Source organism: Rhizobium sp. YTU87027, assembly GCF_050644135.1.
Taxonomy (GTDB): Bacteria; Pseudomonadota; Alphaproteobacteria; order Rhizobiales; family Rhizobiaceae; genus Rhizobium.
On sequence record NZ_CP098441.1, the window covers coordinates 1,180,949 to 1,205,799 of the forward strand.

The 24,851-nt window shown below is 58.2% G+C and carries 27 protein-coding genes and 3 pseudogenes; 10 read left to right on the plus strand and 20 right to left on the minus strand.

Annotated elements, in window-relative coordinates; all coding sequences use genetic code 11:
* Positions 1-221 precede the first annotated feature (221 nt).
* The 10 genes from NBG89_RS24435 to NBG89_RS24480 form a co-directional block, all read right to left on the minus strand.
* On the minus strand, positions 222-1,028 hold the full coding sequence (locus NBG89_RS24435) for a hypothetical protein (RefSeq protein ID WP_431322917.1): 807 nt from the start codon (positions 1,026-1,028) through the stop codon (positions 222-224).
* Positions 1,029-1,077: 49 nt separating this feature from the next.
* A complete protein-coding gene (locus NBG89_RS24440) occupies positions 1,078-1,740 on the minus strand; it encodes a hypothetical protein (RefSeq protein ID WP_431322918.1) in 663 nt (220 codons plus the stop codon).
* Between the two features lie 461 nt (positions 1,741-2,201).
* On the minus strand, positions 2,202-3,704 hold the full coding sequence (locus tag NBG89_RS24445) for an arylsulfatase B (protein ID WP_431322919.1): 1,503 nt from the start codon (positions 3,702-3,704) through the stop codon (positions 2,202-2,204).
* 101 nt (positions 3,705-3,805) lie between these two features.
* On the minus strand, positions 3,806-4,408 hold the full coding sequence (locus tag NBG89_RS24450; protein WP_431322920.1) for an IS630 family transposase: 603 nt from the start codon (positions 4,406-4,408) through the stop codon (positions 3,806-3,808).
* Positions 4,332-4,757 (minus strand): helix-turn-helix domain-containing protein, encoded by a 426-nt coding sequence (locus NBG89_RS24455; protein WP_431322921.1) that lies wholly within the window; start codon positions 4,755-4,757, stop codon positions 4,332-4,334. The genes NBG89_RS24450 and NBG89_RS24455 overlap by 77 nt, the downstream gene beginning before the upstream one ends.
* Positions 4,758-4,774: 17 nt before the next feature.
* Positions 4,775-4,960 carry a hypothetical protein gene (locus tag NBG89_RS24460; protein ID WP_431322922.1) on the minus strand — a complete coding sequence of 62 codons (186 nt, stop codon included), beginning with the start codon at positions 4,958-4,960 and terminating at the stop codon, positions 4,775-4,777.
* A 42-nt stretch (positions 4,961-5,002) separates the two neighbouring features.
* Positions 5,003-5,791, minus strand: coding sequence for a hypothetical protein (locus NBG89_RS24465; RefSeq protein WP_431322923.1), 789 nt, complete (start codon positions 5,789-5,791; stop codon positions 5,003-5,005).
* Positions 5,792-6,592: 801 nt separating this feature from the next.
* On the minus strand, positions 6,593-6,886 hold the full coding sequence (locus NBG89_RS24470; protein WP_431322924.1) for a hypothetical protein: 294 nt from the start codon (positions 6,884-6,886) through the stop codon (positions 6,593-6,595).
* Between the two features lie 20 nt (positions 6,887-6,906).
* Complete coding sequence (locus NBG89_RS24475; RefSeq protein ID WP_431322925.1) at positions 6,907-7,440, minus strand: Fic family protein; 534 nt, start codon at positions 7,438-7,440, stop codon at positions 6,907-6,909.
* A gap of 201 nt (positions 7,441-7,641) precedes the next feature.
* Positions 7,642-7,866 carry an antitoxin VbhA family protein gene (locus tag NBG89_RS24480; protein ID WP_431322926.1) on the minus strand — a complete coding sequence of 75 codons (225 nt, stop codon included), beginning with the start codon at positions 7,864-7,866 and terminating at the stop codon, positions 7,642-7,644.
* A gap of 93 nt (positions 7,867-7,959) precedes the next feature.
* Here NBG89_RS24480 and istB point away from each other — a divergent pair.
* The 5 genes and pseudogenes from istB to NBG89_RS24505 form a co-directional block, all read left to right on the plus strand.
* A pseudogene (gene istB, locus NBG89_RS24485) lies at positions 7,960-8,295 on the plus strand (IS21-like element ISRel16 family helper ATPase IstB); the annotation flags it as partial.
* A 376-nt stretch (positions 8,296-8,671) separates the two neighbouring features.
* The gene (locus NBG89_RS24490; protein WP_431322927.1) at positions 8,672-9,682 is read left to right on the plus strand and encodes a Gfo/Idh/MocA family protein; all 1,011 of its coding nucleotides are present in this window, start codon (positions 8,672-8,674) and stop codon (positions 9,680-9,682) included.
* Positions 9,683-9,692: 10 nt separating this feature from the next.
* Positions 9,693-10,790, plus strand: coding sequence for a Gfo/Idh/MocA family protein (locus NBG89_RS24495; protein WP_431322928.1), 1,098 nt, complete (start codon positions 9,693-9,695; stop codon positions 10,788-10,790).
* Between the two features lie 3 nt (positions 10,791-10,793).
* Positions 10,794-11,207: a VOC family protein gene (locus NBG89_RS24500; RefSeq protein ID WP_431322929.1), complete on the plus strand. Its 414-nt coding sequence runs from the start codon at positions 10,794-10,796 to the stop codon at positions 11,205-11,207.
* 107 nt (positions 11,208-11,314) lie between these two features.
* Positions 11,315-11,569, plus strand: a complete 255-nt coding sequence (locus tag NBG89_RS24505) for a DUF2934 domain-containing protein (protein ID WP_431322930.1) — start codon at positions 11,315-11,317, stop codon at positions 11,567-11,569.
* 48 nt (positions 11,570-11,617) lie between these two features.
* Here NBG89_RS24505 and NBG89_RS24510 read toward each other — a convergent pair.
* A pseudogene (locus NBG89_RS24510) lies at positions 11,618-12,981 on the minus strand (Xaa-Pro aminopeptidase).
* A gap of 150 nt (positions 12,982-13,131) precedes the next feature.
* Between NBG89_RS24510 and NBG89_RS24515 the strand changes: the two are divergent.
* A complete protein-coding gene (locus tag NBG89_RS24515) occupies positions 13,132-14,133 on the plus strand; it encodes a LacI family DNA-binding transcriptional regulator (RefSeq protein WP_431322931.1) in 1,002 nt (333 codons plus the stop codon).
* Positions 14,134-14,168: 35 nt separating this feature from the next.
* Here NBG89_RS24515 and NBG89_RS24520 read toward each other — a convergent pair whose 3' ends face one another.
* Genes NBG89_RS24520 through NBG89_RS24540 form a run of 5 tightly spaced genes read right to left on the minus strand, consistent with a single transcriptional unit; the run spans position 14,169 to position 17,986 of the window.
* Complete coding sequence (locus NBG89_RS24520; protein ID WP_431322932.1) at positions 14,169-14,960, minus strand: transporter substrate-binding domain-containing protein; 792 nt, start codon at positions 14,958-14,960, stop codon at positions 14,169-14,171.
* Positions 14,961-14,980: 20 nt separating this feature from the next.
* Positions 14,981-15,898 (minus strand): N(4)-(beta-N-acetylglucosaminyl)-L-asparaginase, encoded by a 918-nt coding sequence (locus NBG89_RS24525; protein WP_431322933.1) that lies wholly within the window; start codon positions 15,896-15,898, stop codon positions 14,981-14,983.
* 9 nt (positions 15,899-15,907) lie between these two features.
* A complete protein-coding gene (locus NBG89_RS24530; protein ID WP_431322934.1) occupies positions 15,908-16,642 on the minus strand; it encodes an amino acid ABC transporter ATP-binding protein in 735 nt (244 codons plus the stop codon).
* Between the two features lies 1 nt (position 16,643).
* The gene (locus NBG89_RS24535; protein WP_431322935.1) at positions 16,644-17,315 is read right to left on the minus strand and encodes an amino acid ABC transporter permease; all 672 of its coding nucleotides are present in this window, start codon (positions 17,313-17,315) and stop codon (positions 16,644-16,646) included.
* On the minus strand, positions 17,315-17,986 hold the full coding sequence (locus NBG89_RS24540; protein WP_431322936.1) for an amino acid ABC transporter permease: 672 nt from the start codon (positions 17,984-17,986) through the stop codon (positions 17,315-17,317). Before NBG89_RS24540 ends, NBG89_RS24535 begins: the two co-directional genes overlap by 1 nt.
* Positions 17,987-18,204: 218 nt before the next feature.
* On the opposite strand from NBG89_RS24540, the gene NBG89_RS24545 reads away from it, so the two are divergent.
* Positions 18,205-18,732, plus strand: coding sequence for a hypothetical protein (locus NBG89_RS24545; protein ID WP_431324542.1), 528 nt, complete (start codon positions 18,205-18,207; stop codon positions 18,730-18,732).
* A gap of 154 nt (positions 18,733-18,886) precedes the next feature.
* On the opposite strand, the gene NBG89_RS24550 is transcribed toward NBG89_RS24545, so the two are convergent.
* Positions 18,887-19,015, minus strand: a complete 129-nt coding sequence (locus NBG89_RS24550; RefSeq protein ID WP_431322937.1) for a hypothetical protein — start codon at positions 19,013-19,015, stop codon at positions 18,887-18,889.
* 305 nt (positions 19,016-19,320) lie between these two features.
* Here NBG89_RS24550 and NBG89_RS24555 point away from each other — a divergent pair, with 305 nt between their 5' ends.
* Positions 19,321-19,701 (plus strand): hypothetical protein, encoded by a 381-nt coding sequence (locus NBG89_RS24555; protein ID WP_431322938.1) that lies wholly within the window; start codon positions 19,321-19,323, stop codon positions 19,699-19,701.
* An 894-nt stretch (positions 19,702-20,595) separates the two neighbouring features.
* On the opposite strand, the gene NBG89_RS24560 is transcribed toward NBG89_RS24555, so the two are convergent.
* Together NBG89_RS24560 and NBG89_RS24565 are read right to left on the minus strand one after the other, a co-directional pair.
* Complete coding sequence (locus NBG89_RS24560) at positions 20,596-21,351, minus strand: methyltransferase family protein (RefSeq protein ID WP_431322939.1); 756 nt, start codon at positions 21,349-21,351, stop codon at positions 20,596-20,598.
* A 19-nt stretch (positions 21,352-21,370) separates the two neighbouring features.
* On the minus strand, positions 21,371-21,877 hold the full coding sequence (locus tag NBG89_RS24565) for a hypothetical protein (RefSeq protein WP_431322940.1): 507 nt from the start codon (positions 21,875-21,877) through the stop codon (positions 21,371-21,373).
* 192 nt (positions 21,878-22,069) lie between these two features.
* On the opposite strand from NBG89_RS24565, the pseudogene NBG89_RS24570 reads away from it, so the two are divergent.
* Positions 22,070-22,214, plus strand: a pseudogene (locus tag NBG89_RS24570) (IS630 family transposase); the annotation flags it as partial.
* A gap of 70 nt (positions 22,215-22,284) precedes the next feature.
* On the opposite strand, the gene NBG89_RS24575 reads toward NBG89_RS24570, so the two are convergent.
* Positions 22,285-23,622: an FAD/NAD(P)-binding protein gene (locus NBG89_RS24575; protein ID WP_431322941.1), complete on the minus strand. Its 1,338-nt coding sequence runs from the start codon at positions 23,620-23,622 to the stop codon at positions 22,285-22,287.
* Between the two features lie 389 nt (positions 23,623-24,011).
* Here NBG89_RS24575 and NBG89_RS24580 point away from each other — a divergent pair, with 389 nt between their 5' ends.
* The gene (locus NBG89_RS24580; RefSeq protein WP_431322942.1) at positions 24,012-24,845 is read left to right on the plus strand and encodes a MetQ/NlpA family ABC transporter substrate-binding protein; all 834 of its coding nucleotides are present in this window, start codon (positions 24,012-24,014) and stop codon (positions 24,843-24,845) included.
* The last annotated feature ends 6 nt before the right edge of the window (positions 24,846-24,851 follow it).

Sequence of the window (24,851 nt, forward strand, 5' to 3'; positions counted from 1 at the left end):
CTCTTTCGAGAGTGTGACCGTTGAGGAAGGTGGATTGTCCTGCACAGTCTGCGCCAAACTGCCTACTGGTGCGACCAGCGGCAACAAGCATAGGCAAAGCGCTATCTTCTCTAGAAGGCCTGTCCTCATTGGTATTTTTCTCCAGAGGCATTTCGGATCATTATCCCTCCGGCAAAGCGACGGCCACCCCTGCCGGGAGGGAGGCAGCCGCGGCTTGCGGCTTACTGCATCTGTGACTGCCCGAGTTTGACGGCGACCTTTTCGAGCTTGCCGTTGAAGTGGAACGGCAGCTGGTAGTCGCCGTCATCCACACTCGTGCGCGTGTCCACCCCCAACATCGAAGGTCTCGTCAAAGTACATGATGGCCGGAATGGTGTGCAGAATCTGTTGCATGGCAACCTCTGGCCATCGACGCTCAGTGTTTCGGTCCCGCCTTTCCCAATTCCCGGACCATCATACTTCACTGCCGCGCCACCTTCCCATCGGAATTTGGCCAGGCTCAGGAGATTGTACGTGAAAATCGGCTTGCCGTTCACGAGGTAGCGCCCAAAGCCTCCGAACTTCCCGCCGTTGGTTACGATCATCCCGCTACCATCGGCTGGCGCCTCGATGTCGGCGGTAATCGTGAAGTCTCTCGCCAGAACGTTGGGTGGATTGCTTGACAGGGGCGTAATCTGGCTGGTGTTTCGTATCGGGAATGGACGATGTTGGTCCGCTTCGCCTCCCATGAACCCGTAGAAGCATTCCAAGCCCATGCCGACGGGCCACTGATCGAATGGTGCACCCTTGGGCGGCACGATGTTCGGCTGCCGGTAGGGCCTCGAATCCTTCGCGCTCAGTCCGATCTCGCCGCCGAACGACGCCAGCGGGTTGGGCAGATACCGTCCATCGATCGTTGTCGTTGCGCTCGGCGCGCCGAGCGTGCCGGTGACCTCCTGTGAGGAAGCCACAACTGTGTTGGACAGGAACGCGGCAACAGAAGCGACGATCCCAATTGTTGCGTTCTGAGTACCTCTACGTAGGGTCATTTTCTCCTCCCGTATGATCCAGAGAATGCGCAACCTCAGCCGCTCCGTCCTAGTAGCAGGGCGGATAGGGATAGTAGCCGCAGGCTGGCGGCGGGTAGGGCGGGCGATAGTAGGGGGCAGCTCCGTAGGCGGCACCGGCAGCCGCACCCGCATACCAGGCGCCGCGATAGGCGGTGCGGCGGGCCGCGCCCGCGAACGATAGCGGGGTGCGCGGCAGCCCGATGATGTCGATGAAGATCGAAGCCGGGCCGTCGGCTTTCTCGATGTTGCTTTCGAGAACGTCGACGGTGAAGGTCAGCGTGTCTCCGGAAAGCTTCGGATCCTTGAGGACCACGACTGCGTCTTCGACGGCCGACGCCTCCTTGTCGAAGACCGAAATTGTCGCGTTCGGCGGATCCTTCTCAAAGCTTCCACCCGGCGCCCACTCCTGCAAAAGATGTGCGGTCAACCCGTGACCGGCCGACCGCACCGGACGATCGGCGAACATGATCGAGTTGGGTGAAATGCCGTTTAGCGTCAGGGTCGTCCCTTTCAGGCTTGCGCCATCGGAGTTCATTACGATCAGGGACGGAACGATCTCCTGCTTGGCCGTGCCGATCGATTTCTGGGCGGGCGCCTTGATGGCATTTTCGGCAACGGCCGACGCTGCCGCGCCGAGGAGGCTGGCGACAATCACGGCCAGCGCAATTCGCGATTTAACTCCGATAAACATCCTGTCCTTTCTCCCTTGGATTCACGCAATGGCCGTGGCGGCTGTCGCGAGATAGTTGCTAGGCGTTGGAAAGTCTGATCGAGCTTCGTGCGCAAATACGGACCACGGCGGGCGAAGTTGACCCGTCCACCGATCCCATCTTTCGGTTCACACGGGAGTAGGGCATGCCGTTCTCCCAAACACGCCACGGCTATCTTCAACCGCCGCGCGATCCTCTACTATCGATTATTCTAGTCGCGCGCTTTGACCTGGCGCAATTAAGCACAAAGTAGGTGCTCGGCGGCCTCAGCGAGAGAGCATGGCGTTGAAAGTACAAAGACAACGCCTGAGGGCGAACAAACGGTGATTCTGGGGGGCGCTGTTAACGGTACCTGGCCACACGCAGTCAACGACGTCCGCTACGAGCAAGGGAGCGCCATTTATGGACGGCTCTTTCGGGGGAGGGGTTGCGATCCGTCTGCTCAGTCTCGAACATTGAACATTTCGGAAGGGTCAGGCAGCAAGGTCGGCGCGTGCAACAGCAATTTCACAGCATCCTGCATGATCAGGGGAGGTGCCATCTCAGTGGCGAGTTCTGTAATTCGTGCTTGAAGCTTCCTGACCATTTCGGGATTCTGGCCCGCCAGATTGATGGTCTCCGATTCATCCTTGGAAAGATCGAAAAGCTCGATTTTCTGCGGCAGCGCGGCCTTCCAGACGAGCTTCCAATCCCCTTCGCGTACTGTACCCACCATCGGTTCCAAATTGTAGACGACTTCGGTTCGCGGTGAGGGCTTTCCTTCGCTCAGTGTCGGCCACATATCCATTCCGTCCAGTGGTTTGTTCTTGGCCGTCTTGGCGCCTGCCAATCCGGCGAGCGTCGGATACATGTCGACGACGTGCATTGCTCCATCGATCGTGCCTGGCTTGATTTTTCCCGGCCAGTTAACGAGGCAGACGACACGCGTGCCTCCCTCGTAGGTCGTTCCCTTGCCCTCACGGTAGGGACCGTTGTCGGGGGGAAGCTTGCCCTTGACTTCGCTTTCTCCCGCAAAAAACGGGTTGACCACGCCGCCATTGTCACTCTGGAAGACGATCAGCGTATTGTCGCGCATGCCGCGCTTTTCGAGGGCCTCGACGACCTTGCCGATCTCGTCGTCCATCACCGAAATCATCGCTGCATACTTCCGCCGGTTCTCGTCGGCGATGTGGCTGTTGCGGTCGAGATATTCCTGGGGTCCTTGGTATGGTGTATGCGGTGCCGTAAAGGCGAGATAGAGGAACAAGGGTTGTTTCTGGTCGTGATTGTTAATCACCCGCACCGCTTCGGTGCCAAACAGGATGTTGTCGAATCCCTCCTCCTTGAGAGCCTTGTTGTTCCGATACCAATCCTTGTTGCCGGTTGCCGCTTTATGCGTGAAATGGTCGATCTCGCCGAGCAGCGCGCCATAGAACGAATCGAACCCGCGCTGGCGCGGCCAGTATGCGGTCTTTGAGTGACCGAGGTGCCACTTGCCGCTCATCGCGGTGTAGTACCCTGCGTCCTTGAGCATTTGTGGCAAGGGATATTCGTCCAGCGCCAGGCCGTAAGTTCCGGATTGGGGAATAACTGCGGTTTGCAGGCCATACCGGAAGGGGTAGCGTCCGGTCAGAAGCGCCGCTCGGGTTGGCGTGCACATGGGCTGCGCATAGAACTGCTCCAGGCGAGTCCCCCCGGCCGCTAGCCTGTCGATGTTTGGCGTCTTGATGTCGGAGCCATGGTAACCGACATCTTTCCAACCCAGATCGTCCGATATGATGTAGACAATATTGGGGGCCGCGCCTTGGGCGCGGGCATCCCCGACGGCTGCCAGAGCGGCTAGAGCTCCGGGAATACTGACCTGTGCGGCAAGCCGGGAGACAGCCAGCGTGGTGCCGCTCGCCAGCGCTTCGCGGCGGGTCATGCCTTTGCTGTCATGGGTTGGAGCCGCGTCGGTATTGCTCATTTCTCCCCCTGGTTGACTTGCCGGCTATGCCGGGCAATTAATGCCCAATCGCCTCATTTCTCGATAAACCGTGGAGCGGCCGAAACTAAAGCTTGTCGCATCTAAATCGCCTCATACCCTGCGGCCTTGAAGTAGTTTCGACATTCCTCAACGGAGAACAGTGCGCAGATGTCACTGAGGGCATTCGATATTGCGTCGAAGCTCCTTGCGGCTTTCTTTCGTAGGAGCGACTTGAGTTTCGAGAAGGCCATTTCGATCGGGTTCAGGTCGGGCGAATAGGCCGGTAGGAACAGCAGCCTGGCACCGGTTTGTCTGATGAGTTTTTCGGCCTTTTGGCTTTTGTGGAAACGGACATTGTCGGCAATGACGATGTCGCCCTTTGATAGAGTTGGGACGAGTTGCGTTTCGATCCAAGTCTCGAATATCTCGGCATTCATTGGTGCGTTGACGATCCATGGCGCGACCATGGAATGTGATCTGAGGCCAGCGATAAACGTCTGCGTCTTCCAGGATCCGAAAGGCGCATGACTGCGGTAACGGTGGCCCCGTAACGACCAACCGGAGCGTTTTGTCAGCTTTGTGTTCGTCGACGTCTCATCGATAAAAGTAAGGCGTGCCAGAGCCTTATCAAAAAACGGCTTGCGTCTTTCGATCCATAGACTTCTCGCCCGAGCGATTTCCGGACGAAGCTGCTCGCTTGCCATGAGGCTTTTTTTTGTGGCTTAACCCGAGCCGGTGCAACATGCGCCCGACGCTCGAGCGATGCACAATGACGCCGCGCTCCGCAAGCTCGAGGCACAATTCGTCAAGCGTCAAATCACCCTTCTCAGCCATACGTTCACGGAACCACGCACCGTGGTCGCTTAACTTGCCGCCGCCAATATGACCCTGTCGCCTCGGCGACAGGGAGCCCGTCTCACGCTTCAAGATAACAAGGTTATTCACAAATCGAGGCGACACCCGGAAATGACGAGACGCCTCGCGATGGGTGTTGCCCTCTTCAACGAATGCAATAACACGGGAACGCAACTCGATCGGATGTGATTTGCCCATGATCGGTCTCCTTCCAGCTACGAAGGAATCACAAATCGGTCGATTCGAGAACCTGAATCAAAAAACGGGCGACGCGCTTTAAGTTGCCTTGCAGCTTCGCCCGGCAGCACGTTGGTTTCGACGAGTTTGATTGCGGCCTCCATTTTCGTGATGTCGAGCGGCTGGCGGCCGGGCCGTTTTCCTTTCGCCCATGCCGCTGCCACTTGAAAATCTTGGTATCTGAGCCGGTATTCGCCGTTTACTGCTTAGAAATGGAAGGCCACGCCAAGTATCGGACCTTGCTGGACGACATCGAAGACAAATCCGCCGCTGTCGTAGTTCACACCCAATGCGCGATATCCCGCGACGGCCGAGATGGTGTCGGTGAACTTGTAACCGAGCCCTAACGCCACATCCCAATCGACATCGGCGCCGCCGCCGCCAACTAACCCCCACCCGGTGAGATAGACTTCGGGCGAAAAGAAGTAATTTCCTCTGACGCCGACCAACCCGTCGACCCAGGTGGCGCTATCGCTCCGCTCGACTCCGTCAAGAATTCCACCATTAAAAGACAAGTCCGTTTCGACCGACCACACCCTGACGCCGCCAACGACGTCGAGATGCCCCGACTGGTCTTCGAGTACCGAATAGCCGACCCCCATCAGTCCGGCAAAGGTCTTCGAAGTCACGTCAATGCTGTCAACGACGATGCCGCGGGGCGTGTTACCGCTGGCACCGAGCTTGGTGTAAATGACGTCGCCGAAGATGCTGAAGCGGTCATATCGTGCCTCGCCGGCACCCATGAAAGCGAAGTCCAGGTTCTCCAGGAGATTGCCGAAATCAGCGTCGACGTGCACCTCTGGCAAACCAAACTGGGCGATATCTCCTGACATCCCGGCAGCCCAGAAATATGGTGCAAAGGTGAACGTCCACCCGCTCGGACTCTCGACTGGTTTTGCGTCTGGCGCCAGCGGCGTCAGATCCGCAGTTCGGCCAGGCGATGCGGCCGCAAGGCCAAGGCAAAGTACGGCTGCACTTACCAGAATAGTCTTCATGATCGCTTCGGTTCCCTCATCCGTCGGCGATGGAATAACTCTCAGATATCCCGCCTCCGATTCCCCTATGCCGAAATATGCCCAAAACCACTTGGTTCGATAAGTAACTTAGAGTTACGTCCGCATGCAGAGCGTGTAGTTGGAAAACACAGGTTTCGCACGACGCTGCCGGCCATATACCGGAAATCCTAGTGTGAACTCCCGCTGTCTAGCGCTGACTCCCCGCTTTGCGGTTAATGGTGCCCGCCTGATCAGGTCGTCATATTTTGGGCTTGCGCATCCGCAGGCGCGACCACGAGGCGCGCAACAGGGTGTCTGAAGCACACCAGGCTCAGATCGATACCAAAGCATCTATGTCCTCTCTTCGAAGAGAGCGTCCGTTTAATGGTCGCAAGTGACAAAAATGAAGGATTTCGGGTCAACGAAATTTCTTACGCGGTCATACGCACCACCTGCTCCTGCAGGAAAGTACCGTCGCGGGTTTACCATGGAGTTCGATGATAACTTTTTTGAGGTTGTTCGCCGGACGCCCCAGAAATTCGGGCTTTTCGAAGGCGCGCACGCTGGAACCCCGCAAGAAATTTCGCTGATAAAATAGCCTAAAAAACAGGCGGGAATGGCGCCCCGGCGCCGGGTGGCGTCGTTATAGGCAGGGCGTTGAGACTCCAACGCGGCCGCAATCTAAGCCGAGGAAAGTCATTGTCGGGAAGTTCTTTATGGTAAGTCGCTGGAAAGCGATGAGGCCTCCCGCCGTCCTGAGAATGAAAAGAAGAAACAGCAAGACCGCGCTTCTAATAGGCGTTATGCGCCGCGATCGCTTTTCTCTTTGAGCTTCCGATGGAAGGCACGTTCAAATTCGCGCTCGATAATCTGAGAAGAGAATTCTTTGAAGCGTGCAGCTTGCTCTCCTTGAAGATTGTTGCGGAGGCGGCCCGTGGCCTCCATCATTGTGAGAGCGGCCTGTTCGATGCGTTCGGCACTGATCGTGGAATCCGGATGCACCGCTGTCATCTGAAAACTTTCACCCGCGTCGGGAGTTGGGTCGGGCAGATCCGCTGCGTGACCGATAAGAATGCTGTTGCTGGTCCGGGCCATAAAACGAGTGCCCGCCCGGCCTACGAAGGGTCAGGCTGTACTGCTGGCCACGTGGTCGTCATATAGTGGTCGCGCCAGTCCAGGGCGTCGCGATGGCGATCCAGGAAGCCTTGGGCATGGCGGAGGGCAGCCACTCGCTCCGGATCGGAAATCTCCCGAAATAGCCTCTGAAGACTGGAAGCGTCGCCATGTTCGTGTGCGGCGATGCTGACGCTGGTCATTCGCTCACGCGAGACGACATCGAATTCGAGCCGATGCCCGGAAACCTTCGCGAGCTCTGTGAAGAAAGCACGTTGTGTGCGTCCGTTGCCTTCCCGGAAAGCATGGATCGAATTGATTTCCGCAAAGAGCAGACCAACTCGTTCGGCAAATTCCTGGTCGTTGAGCCCACAAAATAGTCCTGTTCGATAAGGTGACGAAAGGCAGCATCGAGCCGACTGGAGATCATGGAGCCGACGGCAAAGGGCTGCCCGTCGACCTTGCGCAACGTCTGTTCGATGGCGATGGTGCCATCTGCCAATAGAACCGGCTCGTCGCGCGTATGCCCTGCCCATTCGAACACATCCTGAAAGAGATGCCGATGAAACGCCTTAAGATGTTCAGTGTCAAAACGGCCTTCCGGCCGGCACCAAAAGCGATCTCAAGGTCGCGCGCCGCCACAAGAGGAGCTTCGAGGCGTTCCAGCTCTTTATGAGATCCAGCGCCTAGCCTGTTCTTGAGTGTGAAGAAATCGTCGAGAGTGTAGCCCGGCATTCCTACCGAAGTGCCTGAAGCGCCCGGATGCGCGGTATGAGATCCGTTACCTCAATCTCCCCGCGGATGAAGGATTCAAATACATGATCCATATCGGGATCGGGCTCTATGCCTTCGAGTTGGTTCGTGTGGTGGGCCTTGCGGACCATCAAACGGCGTCGATCCATTTCAACCTCCGACAGCAGGGGAAGTGTATCGATGCGCAGTGCTTCAGCGGCTCGGGCCATAGAGATTACTCCAATGCTCAGTAGGGATAGCAGAATTGGTGTCTGTGGTCGATTGAAGCGAGCAATTTTACACCGTTAGCCAGGGAAAATATGGTGCCACGGCTGTTTGCCAATCTCGCTCTTGCCCATGGCGACGGACGCTATGCAAGGCTGCAACGCACCCTCGGGCACGTCCAGCTCTTGATCCTCGATGATTGGGGTCTGGAGCCGCTCAACGAACAGGCGCGCCACGACCTTCTGGAGATCCTTGAGGATCGTTACGGCCGCCGCTCGACAATCATTACCAGTCAGCTTCCAGTATCGGCCTGGCACGAGATCATCGGCAATCCGACCTATGCCGATGCCATTCTCGACAGGCTCGTTCACAATGCCCATCGCATAGACCTATCCGGGGAAAGCTTGCGGCGAAATCAGCGCCGGAAATCTTGACTCCTAACGACGTCAACTGACAACAATCACAGCCAGCAGGACCCCAGCCTCGAGGGGGCGAGATCATCCCAGAATCCGGGGGCGCAATCATCTCGGAACAAAGGGGCGGCTTCATCGGAATCGGCAATAATAACATTGACGTTTAACCATTCGACCAGGACGGTGGTCAGCCTGGCAGAGGCGAGTTGGATAAATAAATAACTGTTTAGATACAAAAATCCCGTGTAATTTCCGTATGTTAATAGGTGCTATCTGGAATCTCGCCATCTATCCAACCTTGACAGTGCGTGGGTTTCACTGTCTGTTTCAGGCTGAGGAGACCGCCCAGGCTTGAGTCACTGGGGGCGTCGTGAAGTTCCAGGAGGACATTGCTGTTATGTTGAGATTTGCCGTCGTCGGGATCGATCATGGGCACACGTTCGATCACGTGAAGGGCCTGCTTGCCGCGGGTGCCGAGTTCGTCGGATATTGCCCGCAGACCTCAGTGCCTGCGCTGTTGGAAACCTTCACGAAGACTTATCCAAATGCCCCGCAGATCGATCGCGACGCGATCTTCGCCGATCCGTCGATCGACGTCATCTGCATCGCCGCGATCCCGAGCGAGCGTGCAGGATTGGCGGTCCGCGCCATGAAGGCCGGCAAGGACGTCATGACCGACAAGCCCGGGGTGACGACATTCGCTCAGCTCGAAGAGGTCAAACGCACGGCTGCCGAGACCGGCCGCATTTTTTCGATCTGCTTTTCAGAACGCCATTGCGTTCGTTGCGCCGTCAAGGCGGGAAAGCTCGTCAAGGAAGGGGCGATCGGTACGGTGATCCAGACGATCGGCATGGGGCCGCACAGGCTGCAACTGCCGACACGGCCGAATTGGTTCTTCGATCCGGAGCAATTTGGCGGCATCATTGTCGATATCGCCTCGCACCAGGTCGATCAGTTCCTTTTTTATACGGGCTCGACGAGCGGTGAAGTCGTGGCAAGTTCGGTCGGCAATTTCGGCATGCCCGACAAGCCTGCCTTCCAGGACTTCGGCGAGGTTCTGCTGCGCTCGCACAAGGCCTCAGGCTATGTCCGTGTCGACTGGTTTACGCCGGAGGCATTGCCGACCTGGGGCGATGGCCGCCTGACTATCCTTGGCACGGAGGGCTATATCGAACTACGCAAATATATCGACATCGCCGGGCGCCCTGGCAAGGACCACCTCTTCCTCGTCAATGGCAAGGAGATGACGCATATCGATTGCAGCAGCGAGAAGCTCGACTATTTCGATGCCTTCTGCGCAGATGTGCGCGACCGTAGCGAGACGGCGATGTCTCAGGCTCATGTCTACGAGGTCTGCCGCCTTTCGCTGGAAGCACAATCAAGGGCCGCGCGCCTGGGTCATCGCTAAGGAAGCCATCATGTCCAAGACGTTTCGCGTCGGCGTCATCGGAGCCGGCATCGCCTCGCGCCATTTGACAGGTTTTGCCTGGAACAGGGAGCTATTTGACGTCGTGGTCCTTTGCTCGCTTGACGAGGACCGCGGCCGGGCGCTTTGCGAGGAATTCGGCATTCCCGAATATACCCAGGATGCCGAGACGATGATTGCTCGCTCCGATCTCGATATCATCGACATCTGCACCCCGCCGAGTTCGCATTTCGAGCTGTGCCGTCTGGCGATCGAAACCGGAAAGCACGTCATTTGCGAAAAGCCGCTGTTCGGCTCCATAGCTGAAGTCGACGAGATGGCCCGCATCGTTGCGCGCGCCGCAGGTCCGCAACTGATGCCGATCTTTCAGTATCGCTACGGCTCGGGCCTTCAGAAACTCAAAATGCTGATTGATCTCGGGCTTACGGGCATGCCATTCCTGACCACAATCGAGACCCACTGGTGGCGCGGGCCGGACTACTATGCCGTGCCGTGGCGCGGAAAGTGGGTGACGGAGCTAGGCGGCGGACTGCTGGGACATGCCATACACGCGCACGATATGCTGAACTACGTGCATGGCGCATGCGCTGAGATCTTCTCCTATGGCGCGACGCTGGTAAATCCGATCCAGGTCGAGGATACGGCAGCTCTCTCGGTAAGAATGAAGAACGGTTCGCTGGCAACGCTGTCGATGACACTCGGTTCGCGCAAGGAAATCTCTCGCCTGCGCTTCTGCTTCTCCGATCTCGTCGCAGAAAGCATTCTCGAGCCCTACACAATGGGTCGAGACCCCTGGAGCTTTATTGCCGGGACTGAGGAGCACCAGACGCGCGTGGATGCGGCGCTGGCCGGTTATGTCGTCAAGGAAGACGGTTACACCAGACAGTTCGAACTCTTCCACCATGCGCTGACCACCGGCGGCGAGCCGCCGGTGACGTTGGAAGATGCACGCAATTCGCTGGAGCTCGTCACGGCGGCCTACCATTCGCAGCGCACGGGCAAGCCGACGCCACTGCCGATCCTCCCCGATCATCCGCTCTATCATTCCTGGTTGCCGGAAGAAGAGCGACGGCTGGCCGCCGGAGCCTGAACCATGATCAAGAGCTTCGAGCATGTCGGCATGGTGACTGGTGATCTGGACCGGTCGCTTGGCTTTTACCGCGACCTCTTGGGCCTGCGCCTTCATTTGCGCAAAACCATGGCCAACGGCACGCAAGTGGCATTCCTCGATACCGGCAATGGCATGCTGGAGATCTTCACGCCTCCCGGCGGCGCCGGATCTGCCTCGGATCTGCCACCCGCAACGTCGGGCGTGCTGCATATTACCTTCCTTGTCGACAACGTCGCCGAAAGCTTCGCAAGGCTCGAAGCGGCCGGCGTGGTAATCAAGGAGAGGCCGCGTCCTGCCGTCAATTCTGAAGTGCTTGACCAGGTAGCCTTTGTTCGCGACCCCGACGGTATCATCGTCGAGCTCGCGGAACGCCGCCATGAACTGAAACGCGACTGATCGCAAAACATAGCGGCCGCAGATTTTTTGCACTGCGGTAACGACTTTGTAATGCCCATTTGCCAGGTTGAAGGTGACGATACATTCCTTCATGGCTGGGGGTTGGCATGTCACGCTGCAAGGACGACTGGATCAATCAGCGCGCTTACGCGCTTTGGGAAGCCGAGGGACGGCCGGATGGTCGCAGTGGCGAGCACTGGCAGCAGGCCACACGGGAATATCAACAACTCGAACTGACCCGCGCTTCCGCCGACGGCAGCGATCTTATCGAGCGCCTGCGGGCAGTGGGCCGCCTGATGCGTGCGAAGGACACTGAAAACGGCATCGATGTCGGCGCGCAGGAGCAAAAGGCATCTGCGTGACCGACAGGTCGACGTTCGATGATGGTTTCCTGGGCGCCGACCGCCCCATTACTCCCCCACCAGAACGCTGCCCGGCTGCAGCCAGAACGGCGGCAGATAGAGTGGCGTCGACGAGAGCGGCAAAATGCTGTCTGCGAATGTCACGCCGAGCTTGTCCGCCAAGAAGGCACGCCGTGCGGCAATGCGGCCATGCATGTCGGGATAGCGTTGCTGTATCTCTTCGCGCAGCCTGGCATCAGCGAAGACCACCATGTCTTCGCAGTTGAGCGCCCAGCCGGCAGGCATCGGCACCGGTATGACGTCGACCTGGAACGGCATGCCCGATCGCAGGCGCTCGGTCGAGCCGGGCCGCACAGGCGAATGCAGCCATTCCTCGTGGCCGCCAAGGTGGCCGGGGTTCAGCGCCGAGTCGAGACCCGCGGACTGCAGATTCTCGGTGACAACGGACAACAGATCGCCGCCGGTCACGCCGATATCCGCCGTCTCGTACCATGTGATCAAGGCCTCGAAATAGGTTTTTGCCGGCGCCAGGAATGCCTCGTCTTGGTCGGTGAGCAGGCCAGCGCGAGACGATAACGCTCCCCAGTAGCCAAGTGCTGTCGTCACGCCATCTCCCTTTTTCAGGCGGCGTGCGGTCGGGCTTCTCAGACCAATGATGGTCTCGCCGGCGCCCCCGGAGGCAAACATCGTGTGGACGTTTACCGGATCCCCCTCGTAACCGAGACGAGCAAGTGCGTCGAACTCCGTGTCGCCTTCCCGTGCGCCGGCGACCACCTTAAAGAGTGCCTGCGAGCACCGCACCGCTGCCCACTCGAAGGCCGCGAGTTGATCGACATCGACGATCGCGCGATGGCCGGTTTCCGGATGCATAAGGATTGGTGTCGCATCGACCAGTATGCCCGACTGACCGATCACCCGGCGCAGCGCGTTCACGATGAAATGTGGAACGAAGAAACTCTGAGCGTATTCGTCGTCCTCTTCGGCCGCGAGATATTTCCATCCGACCAGCCCGACGCAATCCCCAGCCCTTAGTCCTGCGTCGCGCAGCCGATCGCTCAGCCGTGGGTTTTGGCTGCGGTCCTGTCCCATGAGGCTGAAGGTCCGCGCCCGCAACACTTCTATTTCGGGAAGACCGGCAATTGCCGTATAGCTTACGGATTCGTTTCCCGTGATGATGATACGACGACCGCCGGGACCAAGGAGCAACAGTGCTTCTTCGAAACGCGGCTCGAAACCGGAGAGATGCATGATGTTTCCGAAGTGTTCGCGATCGGCATAGACCACCAGCCAGTCGGTGCGAGCGTCTTTCAAGACGGCGTCGGCTCGCGCAGCATAGGTCGCCGAAGGGATTTGCGGTTGCGCACCGGCCCCCCGAAATCCGGTAATGCAACAGGTGCCAGACTGATCGACATGAAGTTCCTCCAATCAGATGCAAGTCAGGCAAGGATAAAAGACGAAAAGCCGTGTGAAGCGGCTCGCAAACCCTCAAGGGGCGAAAGATTAACATAGCCGAAGCACGCGACGTTGCGTTATCACGTTGCAAATGTGGAAAGCTCTCGATCATGAATCACGACAATAGCCGCGAAGCTCCCCCCACGATTGCCGATGTCGCGCGCATGGCGGGTGTCTCGCGTGCGGTTGCGAGCCGGGCGCTGTCCAACGAGCCGCGACCGGTGTCTTCCGAGAAGCGAGAGCGCGTCATCGCCGCCGCTGCAAGCTTGGGCTACAAGCCGAACCTCTTGGCCCAGAGCCTGACGACCAAGACCGTCAATCTCGTCGCTGTCGTCGTCAATCACATCCATGATCTCTCCGACCTCGATCTCTTTGACCGCCTCATCGATCAGGTCCAAATGATCGGCAAGCAGGTCATCCTGATCCGCATCGGATCTGTCGCGCGCGTCGAGGAATTCCTGCGCAATGGCGTCGCCTACCATGTCGACGCTGCGCTGGTGTTTTCCGATTTTGCGGACGCGCCGACCGTTCGCCGCATGTTCCGCTCCGACCATGTCATCATGCTGAACGGCCTTCATGACCAGTTTTCTCCCGTGATCATTCCGGACGAGCACGCCGGCATTGCCGAAGCCGTCGCTCATGCCGCATCGAAAGATGTGCGCAGCGCGGTTCTGATGACCGGACGCGCATCTTCTCCGGTCGAGCAGGCACGTATTGGCTCCTACCAGGCCGCCCTTGCGCACTACGGGATCAATCTCCTTCGAACGATCCAGGGCGACTACTCCTATGAAAGCGGACATGCTGCGGCCACGGAACTCAGGGGCGCTGGTCTTCCCGACGCAGTATTTTGCACATCCGATGCAATGGCGATGGGCATTCTGGACGTCTGCCGGGCCGACTTTCCCGATGGCCGTCCCTCATGCTTCCGGCTTTATGGTTTCGACAATCTGTCGCTGACCGATTTCGATGCCTATCCGATCTCGTCGATCGGCTATGACAAGGCACTTTATGTCCGTCATATCGTCGATTCAGTTGCCAATCCCGGCAATTTCAGGCCGGGCCAGCCGTCCGTGACGGTGCCGACCCGTTTCGTGCCACGTCTGACCGCCTGACGAGAAACGGGCCGCCCGAAGACGGCCCGAATAGCCTACCACTCAGGGTTAAGGGCAGGGGGATTGGATTCTGATCCCCACCACTTCTTGTAGTTTGCCGCATAAGCGCCCGACTGGATGTAGTCGGAAACGAACATGTCGAGCCAGCGCACGAACTCCGGATCTCCCTTGGCGACGGCGATCCCGATCGGATCGTTGGAATAAAGGCCCGGCAATGTCACGAGAGATGGGGTCTTTGTCGCGAGATAATCAAGCAGCGACGAATCCTCGATTGCCGCATCGACTCGCTGCTGTTGCAGTTGAAGAACACCATCAGGTGCAAACTGATCGACATAGACGAGTTGCGCCTCAGGAACGGCGGTCTTCAGGAAGCTCTCGCCCGTCGTACCGCGACCAACGACCACCTTCTTGCCGGCGAGGTCCTTCAGCTCCTTGATGCCCGCGTCCTTCTGAACGATGACGCGCAGACCAGCGCGATTGTAGGGGATCGTGAAGTTTACTGTCTTGGCGCGCTCGAGCGTTGCGGAAGTATTGGCAACAGCGACGTCAATCTGGCCCGAAACGAGCATCGAGATACGAGCATCGCCCGAGACGTCGACGAATTCCACCGGCACGCCGAGCTTCTGGGCGAGTTGCGTTGCGACATCGACATCATAACCGACCGGGTTGTTCTGCGCATCGCGGAAACCGATCGGCTCACCACCGAGCGACACTCCGATGCGAACAGTGCCGCGTGAGCGGATGTCGTCGATCATTCCCGCAAAGGACGGAAGTGCCGAACCGGCTGTGATGGCCAAAGCGGCAAGGGCAGTCAGAATGCGTTTCATGGTTTCATTCCCTCTTTTGATTATGCCAGTTTCGCTGCCCGCAGTTCCGGTTCGGGCATCTGGTCCTCCCAGAGCCAGTAGCGAATTTCGCCCTCGCATCTGAAATTCACGACCTCGTGGTTCCCCTTGGCATCGACAGCGTGGATCACGACGCCGGCGAGAAATCCGCAGGAGAGTTCATTGAGCTCATCGACGGCGAGCTTCACGGCGTCTGAGAGCGCATAGCCAAGCTTCATCGCAAGAACGACCGTGCGCGCCGTCGAACAGCGCATCGTCATTTCGCCGGTATGCGTGCACGCGGCCGCGCCGTAGCGGCTGTCGGCGTAGAAGCCAGCGCCGGGGATGGGGCTATCGCCAAGCCGACCGGGATATTTCCACGCCCAGCCGGAGGTCGACGTCGCCGCGTGGATGCCACGCTTGGGATCGGCCGACAGGAAGACGGTCGTGTCGCGAACGCGCTCTGGATCGGTGATAGCGCGGCTGAGAGGGGCTAACGGGATGTTTGGAAATTTCGCCAGATCCTCGGGCGAGAGTTCCCTTTCCAGTCGCTCCCACCAGACCCGCTTGCTGTCCTCGAACAAGACGTCGTCCTCTGCGAAACCGATTTCACTGGCAAAGCGGCGCGCGCCTTCGCCAGTCAGCATGACGTGCGGTAGGCGCCTCATGACCTCATGCGCAAGGCGCGCCACGGCAAGCGTATTTGGAACGGCGCCAACCGCCCCGACTTCGCGCGTGTTGCCGTCCATGACCGCGGCATCAAGCTCCATATTGCCGAGCATGTTGGGCCAGCCGCCGTACCCGACGCTGCGCACCTTGACTTCGCTTTCCACCTTGCTGATCCCCGCGACCATCGCATCGAGGCTGCTTGCACCGTCACGCAGCATTTCGACAGATGTCGGAAAACCCGGCCAGGCTTCTTTATTGGCCAAAAGGAGCATCTTGAACCTCTAATCCTTGCGCATCCTGGAAAGAAACTGGGCAACCCGCGGCTGCCCCATGCCGCCGTCGGCGGCGAAGAACTCTTTGGTCGGCAAGTCGACCAGCAAGCTGCCTTTATCGAGAAAGACGATGCGATCGGAAATCTGCCTGGCGAACTCGACCTCGTGCGTGACGAATAGCATTGTCGTGCCTTGCTGCGCGAGCTTGGCAAGGATTGTCAGCACCTCCGCCGTCATCTCCGGATCAAGCGCGCTTGTCACTTCATCCAGCAACAGGTAACGCGGCTGCATTGCAAGCGCGCGGCAGATTCCGACGCGCTGGCGTTGGCCGCCTGACAGTTGCGCCGGGTAGGCGTGCGCCCTGGCACCCAGGCCGACCGATTCCAGCAAGGCGCGGGCCACAGTCTCCGCCTCGCTGCGGGGCTGTTTCAATACCTCGATCGGCGCCAGCGTGATGTTGCCGAGAACAGTCATGTGAGGATAGAGGTTGAAGAGTTGGAAGACGGTGCCGGAGCGCTTGCGCGCTTCTGCGAGCTCCTTTGCCTTGCTCACATCGAACTCGTCGACCCTGATCCGGCCGCCGGTGAGCTTCTCCAGACCGTTGATGCAGCGAATCAACGTCGACTTGCCGGAGCCGGAGGAGCCGAGGATCGAGACAACCTCGCCCGGCGCGATCGTCAGATCGACGCCGTCCAGTACCGTCGTGTGGCCGAAAGTCTTCTTGACGTTTTCAACTCTTATCATTTCAGAGCCCTCTCCAAGCACTGTGGACGCGAAGGCGTTTTTCAAAGCGCGACCCGAGCCATGCAACGAGCTTGGCGGCGGCGTAATAAAGCAGGCCGACAGCCGTCCAGACGATAAACGGCTTCAAGGTCCGCATATTGAGAATGTTGCCGATCTTGGTCAGGTCGACGACGCCAATGACCGAAATCAGTGATGTCACCTGTAACTGGTTGACAAGCAATGCGACCAGCGGGCCGAGCGCAAATGCTGCCGCTTGCGGTGCAACGACATGACGAAGCACCTGCCAGCGGCTCAAGCCAAAGACGCGCGCCGCTTCGATCTGATCTCGGCCGATAGACTCAATTGCTGAGACCGCAATCACATAGATGAAAGCGGCTGTGTTGGCTGAAAGCGTGATCACAGCTGCCGTGACCGGAGTGACACGGACGTGGAGGAGGCCAGGCAGGCCGAAGAACACCAGAAACAATTGCACGAGAACCGGCGAATTCTTCAGCAGCTCGGAAATGAAGGTGATCAATTCACCCAACACGGGCACATGATAGTAGCGCATGATTGACCAACCGATGCCGATCACCAGACCGAGCAGCGAGGTCACGAGGAAGAGTGCGACATTGACGCCGAGACCCTGCGCGAGAAGAACGAGGTCGAAGGGTGTGAAATCGGCAAAGCGCATCAGCCAACAGCCTGCATCATGTCACGGTTGAGGCGACGGTGGAGGAGCGCGATGGCGAGCGAGACTAGGTAGGTCAAAATCGCATAGACAACGAGCAGCACAACATAGACCTCGAAGGGCCGGTATGTCTGCGAAACCACGATCTGCGCCGAACCGGTTAATTCATTGAGCGTAATGGTGGAGAGGATCGACGAGGTGAGGATCATGTTGATGAGAACCGAGCCGAGTGGCCGCACCGAAGTTCTGAGCGCGATTGGCAGGACGATACGCGTGAACATCACCCGCCGCGACAGGCCACTGACCTCGGCTGCTTCAATGATGCCCTGGTCGATTGCCAGGATACCCGCGCGAATCACATCCGAGGCATAGGCGCCACCGGCGATCGACAACGCGATAACTCCGGTCGTGAAGGCATCGATATAGATGCCGATCTCCGGCAGGCCGTAATAGAAGAAGAACAATTGCACGATGAAGGGCACGTTGCGGAAGACATCGACGTAGACGCACGAGGCCCGCTGCAGAGGTGCCGACGAGGATGTTCGCGCAATCGCCACGAATGCGCCCATGACGATGCTGCCGAGAAGCGCGAGCGCGCATGCTTGTGCCGTCAGAAAGGCGCCTTGCGCGAGAAAGCCGAGGTGAGGGACGAGAATCGACAGGTCGAGCCGCACGATTTCTCCGACAGTACGAGTGAAACCGGTTTCATCGTGTCTCGCCGATCGGATATTGTCAAGAATGCAGGGGAGATTTCCTGATGCATGCCATCGGCCATGCGGTCTCGGATTCGCGCCAGACAGCCGATTTTGCAAAGATGCATGAAAAGCCGCGTCAGCATGGTTTCCTGATTCGCAGACGCCAGACACTTGCCCCAAATGGAACGAGCATCGCCATGAGCCATATCCCACAGATCGATTACGCAACGGTGTCCGAAGAGATCAGGGCGGCACACGACGAGGAGGTGAGGGCGCGCGGCCGGATGACCAACATGAAGCGCACATTATTGCATTCGCCGGTCGCCCACCGCGTTTACGCCGAATGGTTCACGCTTCGCGCCGAGCTCTCTTCAATCGCCGATAGACCTATTTGGGTCTTCTCGCACGCCATTTCGAAAGCCGCGAACTCAAAGATTGCCATCACCTTCTTTCGCCGCGCACTGATCAACGCGGGTTTCGATCCGGACGGCCTGATACTCTCAGAAGAAGAAGTACTTCTCATCGCTTTCGGCAAAGCAATCGTCGCCGATTCCAACGCGATCCCCGCAGAGATCTGGACGAAGCTGAAGGATCGCTACGATGCCAAGACGCTCGTCGATCTGGTGGCCTTTGCTGGCATCATGCTGGCGACTGCACTCTTCAACAATGTGGTCGAGGTCGATTTTGATCCAGAGCTCGAAGCCTTCGCGGAGACTGCAAAATAGGCACACCTGGGGCGCTGAGATAAAGCATCAGTTCGTCGCGCAGGAGCGGGGCGAATTTGCCCGGACTGTGCTGAGCTTGAAGTTGAGGTTGTTTCGGTAGAACGCGACTGCCTCGTCAACGCAATCGGTGCCCGCCTCGCCCTGGGGTTCCCCACTAGAAAGTGGTTTCCTGGACCAGCCACCACACCGGAAGAAATGCCAGCCCGATAGCTGCCAACCAGACCGAGGCGAACTTGATGAGGTATTGCCGTCTCGCTTTGGCTTCGTTCCACTCGTAGTACATCGCCAACTCCCAATTTTAGGCTTCGCTACTGAAGCACCTCGTCGACCGCGAGTCGAGTGCGCAACTGCAACACCAACCAGCTCGCTTCGGCCAGCCCCGTTTTTCCTTTCAATGATCTGGAGTTGTCCAGCAACGCAAGCGATCGCGTCACCCTGGCGCTTGTGGTGCTTTTGCCACAGGCCAGACGGTGTTGGATGATTGCCTGGGCGAGGATACCTCGAAATTAGGCGTTGCTTTGGCAATCGCTTGAGGAGAGCCTTCGAGGACGACATGCGGTCGGTAACGTAGATTTATGGGGGAGTTTCATGAAGAAAATCGTGGTTGTTGGCACGTTGATGCTCGCTTCTTGCACAAGCGTCTCCCAGCGAGAACAGGCGATCCCCTACACCCTTTCGAAGGCCGAACTTGCTGTGGTCCAGGACGGAACTCGCAAGTTCCTGAGAGATCCTGCCAGCGGGACGTTTGCAAGCATCAGGGCCTCACAGAAGACGTCCGGGATCTACGTTTGCGGCGTCGTGAACTCCAAAAACCAGTCGGGAAATTTCACTGGCGGTGAGCCTTTCGCAGGTGTTTTGAGAACGACGAATGTTGGGGGGAAAGCCACGTTGTCGTTCGCGCTGACCACTCAAGGCAATGTGCGAACAGACCTTGATTCCGTGTGTCGGCAGAACGGCATCGTCAGCTGAACGTGCTCCGGTGCGAAGCCTCTGGCGCTGCGGCGCCGGCCTCGTCGTCAGCATTGATGGAGAGACGGAGATCCTGCGAGTGAGCGTACCGGCGGACCGCTGCTGGAGCGCACAAGGGTCTCTGAGGGGAAGCTCTGAATAGGAAGCGCCCTCATACGGTCGCAGTCAATATTCAGCCATCTTCGATGCCAAATTCATCTCATGCCCTTTGTCCTGGTTCATCAGGGCAGGGCGAGCAATCGAGCGTGGGCGGTCGCAGCATCTCGAACATGTCGTGGACGATTGGAGGAGACGAGACCTTCACTCTTTGGGGCCGTATCTTTTTCGCTATCGATGCCGACTTGCGGGACGCACTTCTGACACGATCAATGCCCTTGAGAATAACCAGCATGTGCTTGGCTTCCTCTGCTTCCATGGATGAAAGTGGAACGCCGTCAAGTCGCGCCGGCTCTTGCGTGGCTTGATCAACGATGGACCAGGATTCCCCTTCCGAACAGAGGCGATATTCCCCAGCCATAGCTCCCCCCCTTTCTTAGAGATAACCCAAGCTTGTCAGACCGCGACAGCATCTACCATTCGGCAAATCTGTCGGTTTCCTCACGCAAACGTTGTAGATTTTTGGATCAATAATTCTTTGGGGGCGTCCAACAAACAACCTATGGCCGAATGAAGATGCTTGGGGATTGGGTGGGGGTAAGATCTCTCTTCACATCGGGAAGGCTGGCGAGCAGATCGCACGGCCGATTGCGACCCCTCGGTCCGTCTCGATCGTCCACTGTCGCGGGCCGTGACGAGCAGTATTTCGATCGTTGTCTCGTCGTCCCTTTAACTGAAACACCGAGCGGCATATTGCAGGCGAAATGCGAAAAGTTCCTCCGGCCTGGCCGAAAAGCGTCACCGTAACGACAGCAACTTACCCCCGCTTGTAAACGGCACGACGCGTGGCACGGTTGCTGCGTACCCCTCGTATTCGGGGAACGCATTTTGAAGGACGCGCTCCTCATTGACCATCCGCCTGAGCTGCAGCATCCAGTGCGCAGCGCCAAGCAAGACCGTCCAAACAGATAAATTGAGGATGATGAAACCAATCACCGCGATTTCTTCGGTGAGATACAGAGGATTTCGCACGACAGAATAGGGACCGGAGGTAATAAGAGCGCGTGCCTCCGGCATGATACTAAAGGCCCGCCCTAAATATACCAGCACGTATGCCGAGGCTAGACATCCGATAATCGTCAAGCCTAGCCCGATCAGGCGAAGCGCCATCGGTGTCTCGATGGCGGGCGGAAGATAGCCGACAACCAAGACCAAAAGGAATGTCCCCGACATCGCCGTAACGTAGCCCTCGATGTTTTCGGCCGAGCGGATCGGCGGCAGCCGCGTGATGGCAACGACGCTCATCATCCCAGCAAACGCCATAGAGGAAAAATCAGCCGCCACTGTCACCATGTCGAGAGACGAAAGATCGCCCCTCGCGAAAATGTCGTGAATGGCAATCACCCTGCTGATCATCACCGGGATGAAATAGAGACTGATTGAGATCCTGCCAACGATGTCGGCAACAACCAAATATCGACTACTCATTGGTTCCCCACAGTTTGTTATGGAGACAATCTTCGCATGGTTGCAGTCAATAGCAATCGCACCCATCGAATCTGTTTGCCAAGGGTTAACTGCGCCGCTCGCGGATGGCCGTGATGATCTCGGCATGAGAGGATAGGCAGGCCAGGGAAACCAGGCAGAATAACGTGGTCCCGAGCAGCGTTGCTGGCATCAGCACGGACCAGTCGCCATTGCGCATGCGAGGGAGAGCGTAGACAATGAGACTGGCTTGAGCGCTACTTGTCCCGATATTGGCAAACACCAGGGCTATCAACGCGGTATGCGAATGGATGAACCGCGTTCGAAGAAACTGTTGCGGGTGGAAGGAAAGATATACGCCGATGGCGGACGCTGATGCCAGAACGGCGACAACGCCCGAGATCGGGACGTTCGGAATGCTCAGCAACATGAACACCGGCAACCGCATCAAAGGTAGTATCGTCATGTAGAGCGCCCAGACAAATGGGCTTGAAGGATACAGGGCTAACAGGAGCATGCTGACGGCGAATGTCGCGCCCACCGCGTAAACCAAAGTGGGGCCGAGACGAACACACTTCAGAACCAAGTTGCGCATAACCTTGCCCCCTCGCGGCCTCCACAGGTTTTGGAAATAGATAAGCCGATACTTGCGCAATACTTATCGGACGGGAACAGAGATGGTGAGTCCGTGACCGATGTCAAGCATGGGCCAATTTGCACATACGCAACAAACAAGAAACTTATGCCGGTGACGGCAGGTCCTCAGCCTGGCGCGTCTGCGCTGCTGCACGGCCACTGGAAAACAACGACCTTCATCGGCGCGCTTACGCCTTACAGGAATGACTGCCCCGTTGTCTTCGATGGAGCGATGAACGGCAACGTTTTCCTGGCATATGTCGAGCAAGTGTTTGCTGCCGGCCCTTCAGGCGGGCCACGCCTGTCTGCCGTGGGTCAGCTGCCGAGCGTGGTTCCTGGAGCAATAATCGGCCCGCAACTGGCCGTTTAGCCCAATTTAGGCTGAGCGGGATCCCTCATTGCCTGCAGCTTTGCGGCCAACTCCATGGCCACGAAGACCGCATGTTCGGCTATCTGCGGCAAGCCCATCAACTCTCCGAACGTGCCACGAGCCAGAGGCCCGGAAATAAGCAAGCTCGGATCGGGGGCTCCATCTGCACCAATCGCCTCTGAACGTTCGGAACACGCGATGCCCAGACCTGTCGGGTCGAGTTGCAGGTGTGATTGATCGCGAAGGCATGAAAGCCAGGTCTGGCTTTCGAGAATGCCGCCATGAGCAGGACCGGTTGTGACGACCACCGCATCATAGCTCCTCTGCAACTGCGGGCCATGACGCTGCCTAAGCTCTACATGGATGACCTCGCCCTCGCGATGCACGCGACCGACGGAAGCGGCGAGCACCTCCATTCGGCCTTCGGCGATCGCATGCTCCAGCACGTCTTCCACCTGCGGCGCAATCCGGAACCGATGCACGTCCCAATAGGGCCTCACATGGCGAACGATCCTGCGACGCTCTGAAATCGGCAGGTTCTGCCAGATTGTGTGGCCGTGGTCACGTATTTGATCAATCACGGCGTGCCATGTCAGCCCGACGGCCCTTGCCTCGTTGATGGCCTGCCGGACGCTGCGTAACAGGGCGGTCGCACTGTGAGCCGGCACTGCCTCGAACTCGCCGAACGGGTCCTGCGGACAAGGTGCATGGCCCCTTGATCTCAGCCCCCGGCGCGAAATCGATGTGATCTGGCCGCGATGGCCGGTCCGCGCGAGCGAAGCGACGATGTCGGCAGCGGTAAGACCATTGCCGACGATCAGCAACCGGTCGTCCAAACGGATGGTCTCAAGTGCTCTGGCGCAGGTGGAATCCGGCACAAACCGGTGGTGTCCTTCAAGCGCGCGCAGAACACCTGGTGTCGATGGCGACGGATGGCTGGTCGCGATCACCAGGAAATCGGCAAAGAGCTGTCCGCCCTGGCTATCAGCTATACGCCAAAGAGCACCGTCCCGCCCCACCTCGGTAACAAGCGCGCGGCGATGGCGCACTGCGCCGCTCTCTATGAAGGGAGCAAGTGCCGACGCAATGTAGGCGCCGAAGACACGGCGCCTGGGAAAGAGGTTGCCATCTGGCCGGTAGGCTTCGGGGTCGTCCGCGACAGCATCGTTGCGTGCGATCCATTCGAGGAAATCCTCCGGATGGTCCGGTAGCAGGCTCATGCGCGCGGCCGGAACATTGATGCGATGGGCCGGATCGGTCGTATCGTACGCAAGCCCTCTGCCAAGCTCGTGCCGCGGCTCAAAGATGACGATTGCCGGCGCCTGGTCAATCATGGAGTGCGCCAGGTGGTATGCGACGCCTGCTCCCGAAACCCCTCCGCCGATAATCGCCACCACGGGGCGGCGCATTCTGTCGCGAAAGGCCTGTCGTGATTTCGTGCTGTCTTGTTTCAATGCCCGCGGCCCAGATCGGTTTGGTTTGAGGAGCGCAGGTTTGTCCTTCGCGCTCGGATGGTTTAATTTAGAGTCAGTCAGGGAGCCCGGCAACGGTAATATTCTACTAAATAAGTAGAATTTTTATCCCTCCATTCCGTCCAGGCACCGAAGAGTTTTTCCGCGCTGCAGTGCAATAGAGATCGGCTTGCTTGGTTTACCGTAAGCAGTTTTGAAATTATCTGGCCGTTCGAGGCTCGCCTCATCAATTCAAGACGGGAAACACCACAATGAAGAAGAAGACGTCCAAATCAGGCCTGACGCGTCGTGCAAGCCTTGCCGCAATAGCCGCCTCGACGGTTGCCCTGATTGCCTTTGCATCGCCTGTTGCTTCCTTCGCGCAAGAAAAGTCGATCAAGGTCGGCATCATGAGCGGCGAGGATGAAGACGTCTGGCGCGTCGTGACTGCGCAAGCCGCCAAGAAGGGCCTGACGATCGAAACGGTCGTCTTCAACGATTACACACAGCCGAACGAGGCCCTGGAACGCGGCGAAGTCGACGCCAATGCCTTTCAGCATAAGCCCTATCTCGACAATCAGGTCGCGCAGCACGGCTACCATATCGTGCCGGTCGGATACACGGCCGTCTGGCCGATCGGTCTTTACTCCAAGAAGCACAAGGCAGTCGCCGAGATCGCCGAAGGTGCGACAATCGGCGTGCCGAACGACCCGTCGAACGAGGGTCGCGCGCTGCGCGTGCTGCAGAACGAAGGCATCATCAAGCTCAAGGACGGAACGGGCATTCTTGCAACCGTCACCGACATCACCGAGAACCCGAAAAACGTCGAGATCAAGGAACTTGATGCAGGCGTCGTCGGTCGCGCCATCGACGATCTGGATGCCGCGGTCGTCAACACCGACTGGGCATTGAAGGCCGGGCTGTCCGCGGCTGACCGCATTGCGCAGGAGCCGATCGCCGACAATCCCTATCGCAACTTCATCGCCGTCAAGCAGGGCAGTGAGAACGAGGCCTGGGTGAAGACACTGGTGTCGTCCTACCAGAACGACACCGTCAAGGCGGAGTTCGACAAGGTGTATAAGGGAACCGGCGTCAGCGCTTACTGATCGACA

Coding starts and splice junctions, on each gene's coding strand:
- NBG89_RS24435 (WP_431322917.1), bottom strand. CDS start 1,028: ATGACCCTACGTAGAGGTACTCAGAACGCAACAATTGGGATCGTCGCT.
- NBG89_RS24440 (WP_431322918.1), bottom strand. CDS start 1,740: ATGTTTATCGGAGTTAAATCGCGAATTGCGCTGGCCGTGATTGTCGCC.
- NBG89_RS24445 (WP_431322919.1), bottom strand. CDS start 3,704: ATGAGCAATACCGACGCGGCTCCAACCCATGACAGCAAAGGCATGACC.
- NBG89_RS24450 (WP_431322920.1), bottom strand. CDS start 4,408: ATGGCAAGCGAGCAGCTTCGTCCGGAAATCGCTCGGGCGAGAAGTCTA.
- NBG89_RS24455 (WP_431322921.1), bottom strand. CDS start 4,757: ATGGGCAAATCACATCCGATCGAGTTGCGTTCCCGTGTTATTGCATTC.
- NBG89_RS24465 (WP_431322923.1), bottom strand. CDS start 5,791: ATGAAGACTATTCTGGTAAGTGCAGCCGTACTTTGCCTTGGCCTTGCG.
- NBG89_RS24470 (WP_431322924.1), bottom strand. CDS start 6,886: ATGGCCCGGACCAGCAACAGCATTCTTATCGGTCACGCAGCGGATCTG.
- NBG89_RS24475 (WP_431322925.1), bottom strand. CDS start 7,440: ATGGGCAGGGCATACGCGCGACGAGCCGGTTCTATTGGCAGATGGCAC.
- NBG89_RS24480 (WP_431322926.1), bottom strand. CDS start 7,866: ATGGCCCGAGCCGCTGAAGCACTGCGCATCGATACACTTCCCCTGCTG.
- NBG89_RS24490 (WP_431322927.1), top strand. CDS start 8,672: ATGTTGAGATTTGCCGTCGTCGGGATCGATCATGGGCACACGTTCGAT.
- NBG89_RS24495 (WP_431322928.1), top strand. CDS start 9,693: ATGTCCAAGACGTTTCGCGTCGGCGTCATCGGAGCCGGCATCGCCTCG.
- NBG89_RS24500 (WP_431322929.1), top strand. CDS start 10,794: ATGATCAAGAGCTTCGAGCATGTCGGCATGGTGACTGGTGATCTGGAC.
- NBG89_RS24505 (WP_431322930.1), top strand. CDS start 11,315: ATGTCACGCTGCAAGGACGACTGGATCAATCAGCGCGCTTACGCGCTT.
- NBG89_RS24515 (WP_431322931.1), top strand. CDS start 13,132: ATGAATCACGACAATAGCCGCGAAGCTCCCCCCACGATTGCCGATGTC.
- NBG89_RS24520 (WP_431322932.1), bottom strand. CDS start 14,960: ATGAAACGCATTCTGACTGCCCTTGCCGCTTTGGCCATCACAGCCGGT.
- NBG89_RS24525 (WP_431322933.1), bottom strand. CDS start 15,898: ATGCTCCTTTTGGCCAATAAAGAAGCCTGGCCGGGTTTTCCGACATCT.
- NBG89_RS24530 (WP_431322934.1), bottom strand. CDS start 16,642: ATGATAAGAGTTGAAAACGTCAAGAAGACTTTCGGCCACACGACGGTA.
- NBG89_RS24535 (WP_431322935.1), bottom strand. CDS start 17,315: ATGCGCTTTGCCGATTTCACACCCTTCGACCTCGTTCTTCTCGCGCAG.
- NBG89_RS24545 (WP_431324542.1), top strand. CDS start 18,205: ATGAGCCATATCCCACAGATCGATTACGCAACGGTGTCCGAAGAGATC.
- NBG89_RS24550 (WP_431322937.1), bottom strand. CDS start 19,015: ATGTACTACGAGTGGAACGAAGCCAAAGCGAGACGGCAATACCTCATC.
- NBG89_RS24555 (WP_431322938.1), top strand. CDS start 19,321: ATGAAGAAAATCGTGGTTGTTGGCACGTTGATGCTCGCTTCTTGCACA.
- NBG89_RS24560 (WP_431322939.1), bottom strand. CDS start 21,351: ATGGGTGCGATTGCTATTGACTGCAACCATGCGAAGATTGTCTCCATA.
- NBG89_RS24565 (WP_431322940.1), bottom strand. CDS start 21,877: ATGCGCAACTTGGTTCTGAAGTGTGTTCGTCTCGGCCCCACTTTGGTT.
- NBG89_RS24575 (WP_431322941.1), bottom strand. CDS start 23,622: ATGATTGACCAGGCGCCGGCAATCGTCATCTTTGAGCCGCGGCACGAG.
- NBG89_RS24580 (WP_431322942.1), top strand. CDS start 24,012: ATGAAGAAGAAGACGTCCAAATCAGGCCTGACGCGTCGTGCAAGCCTT.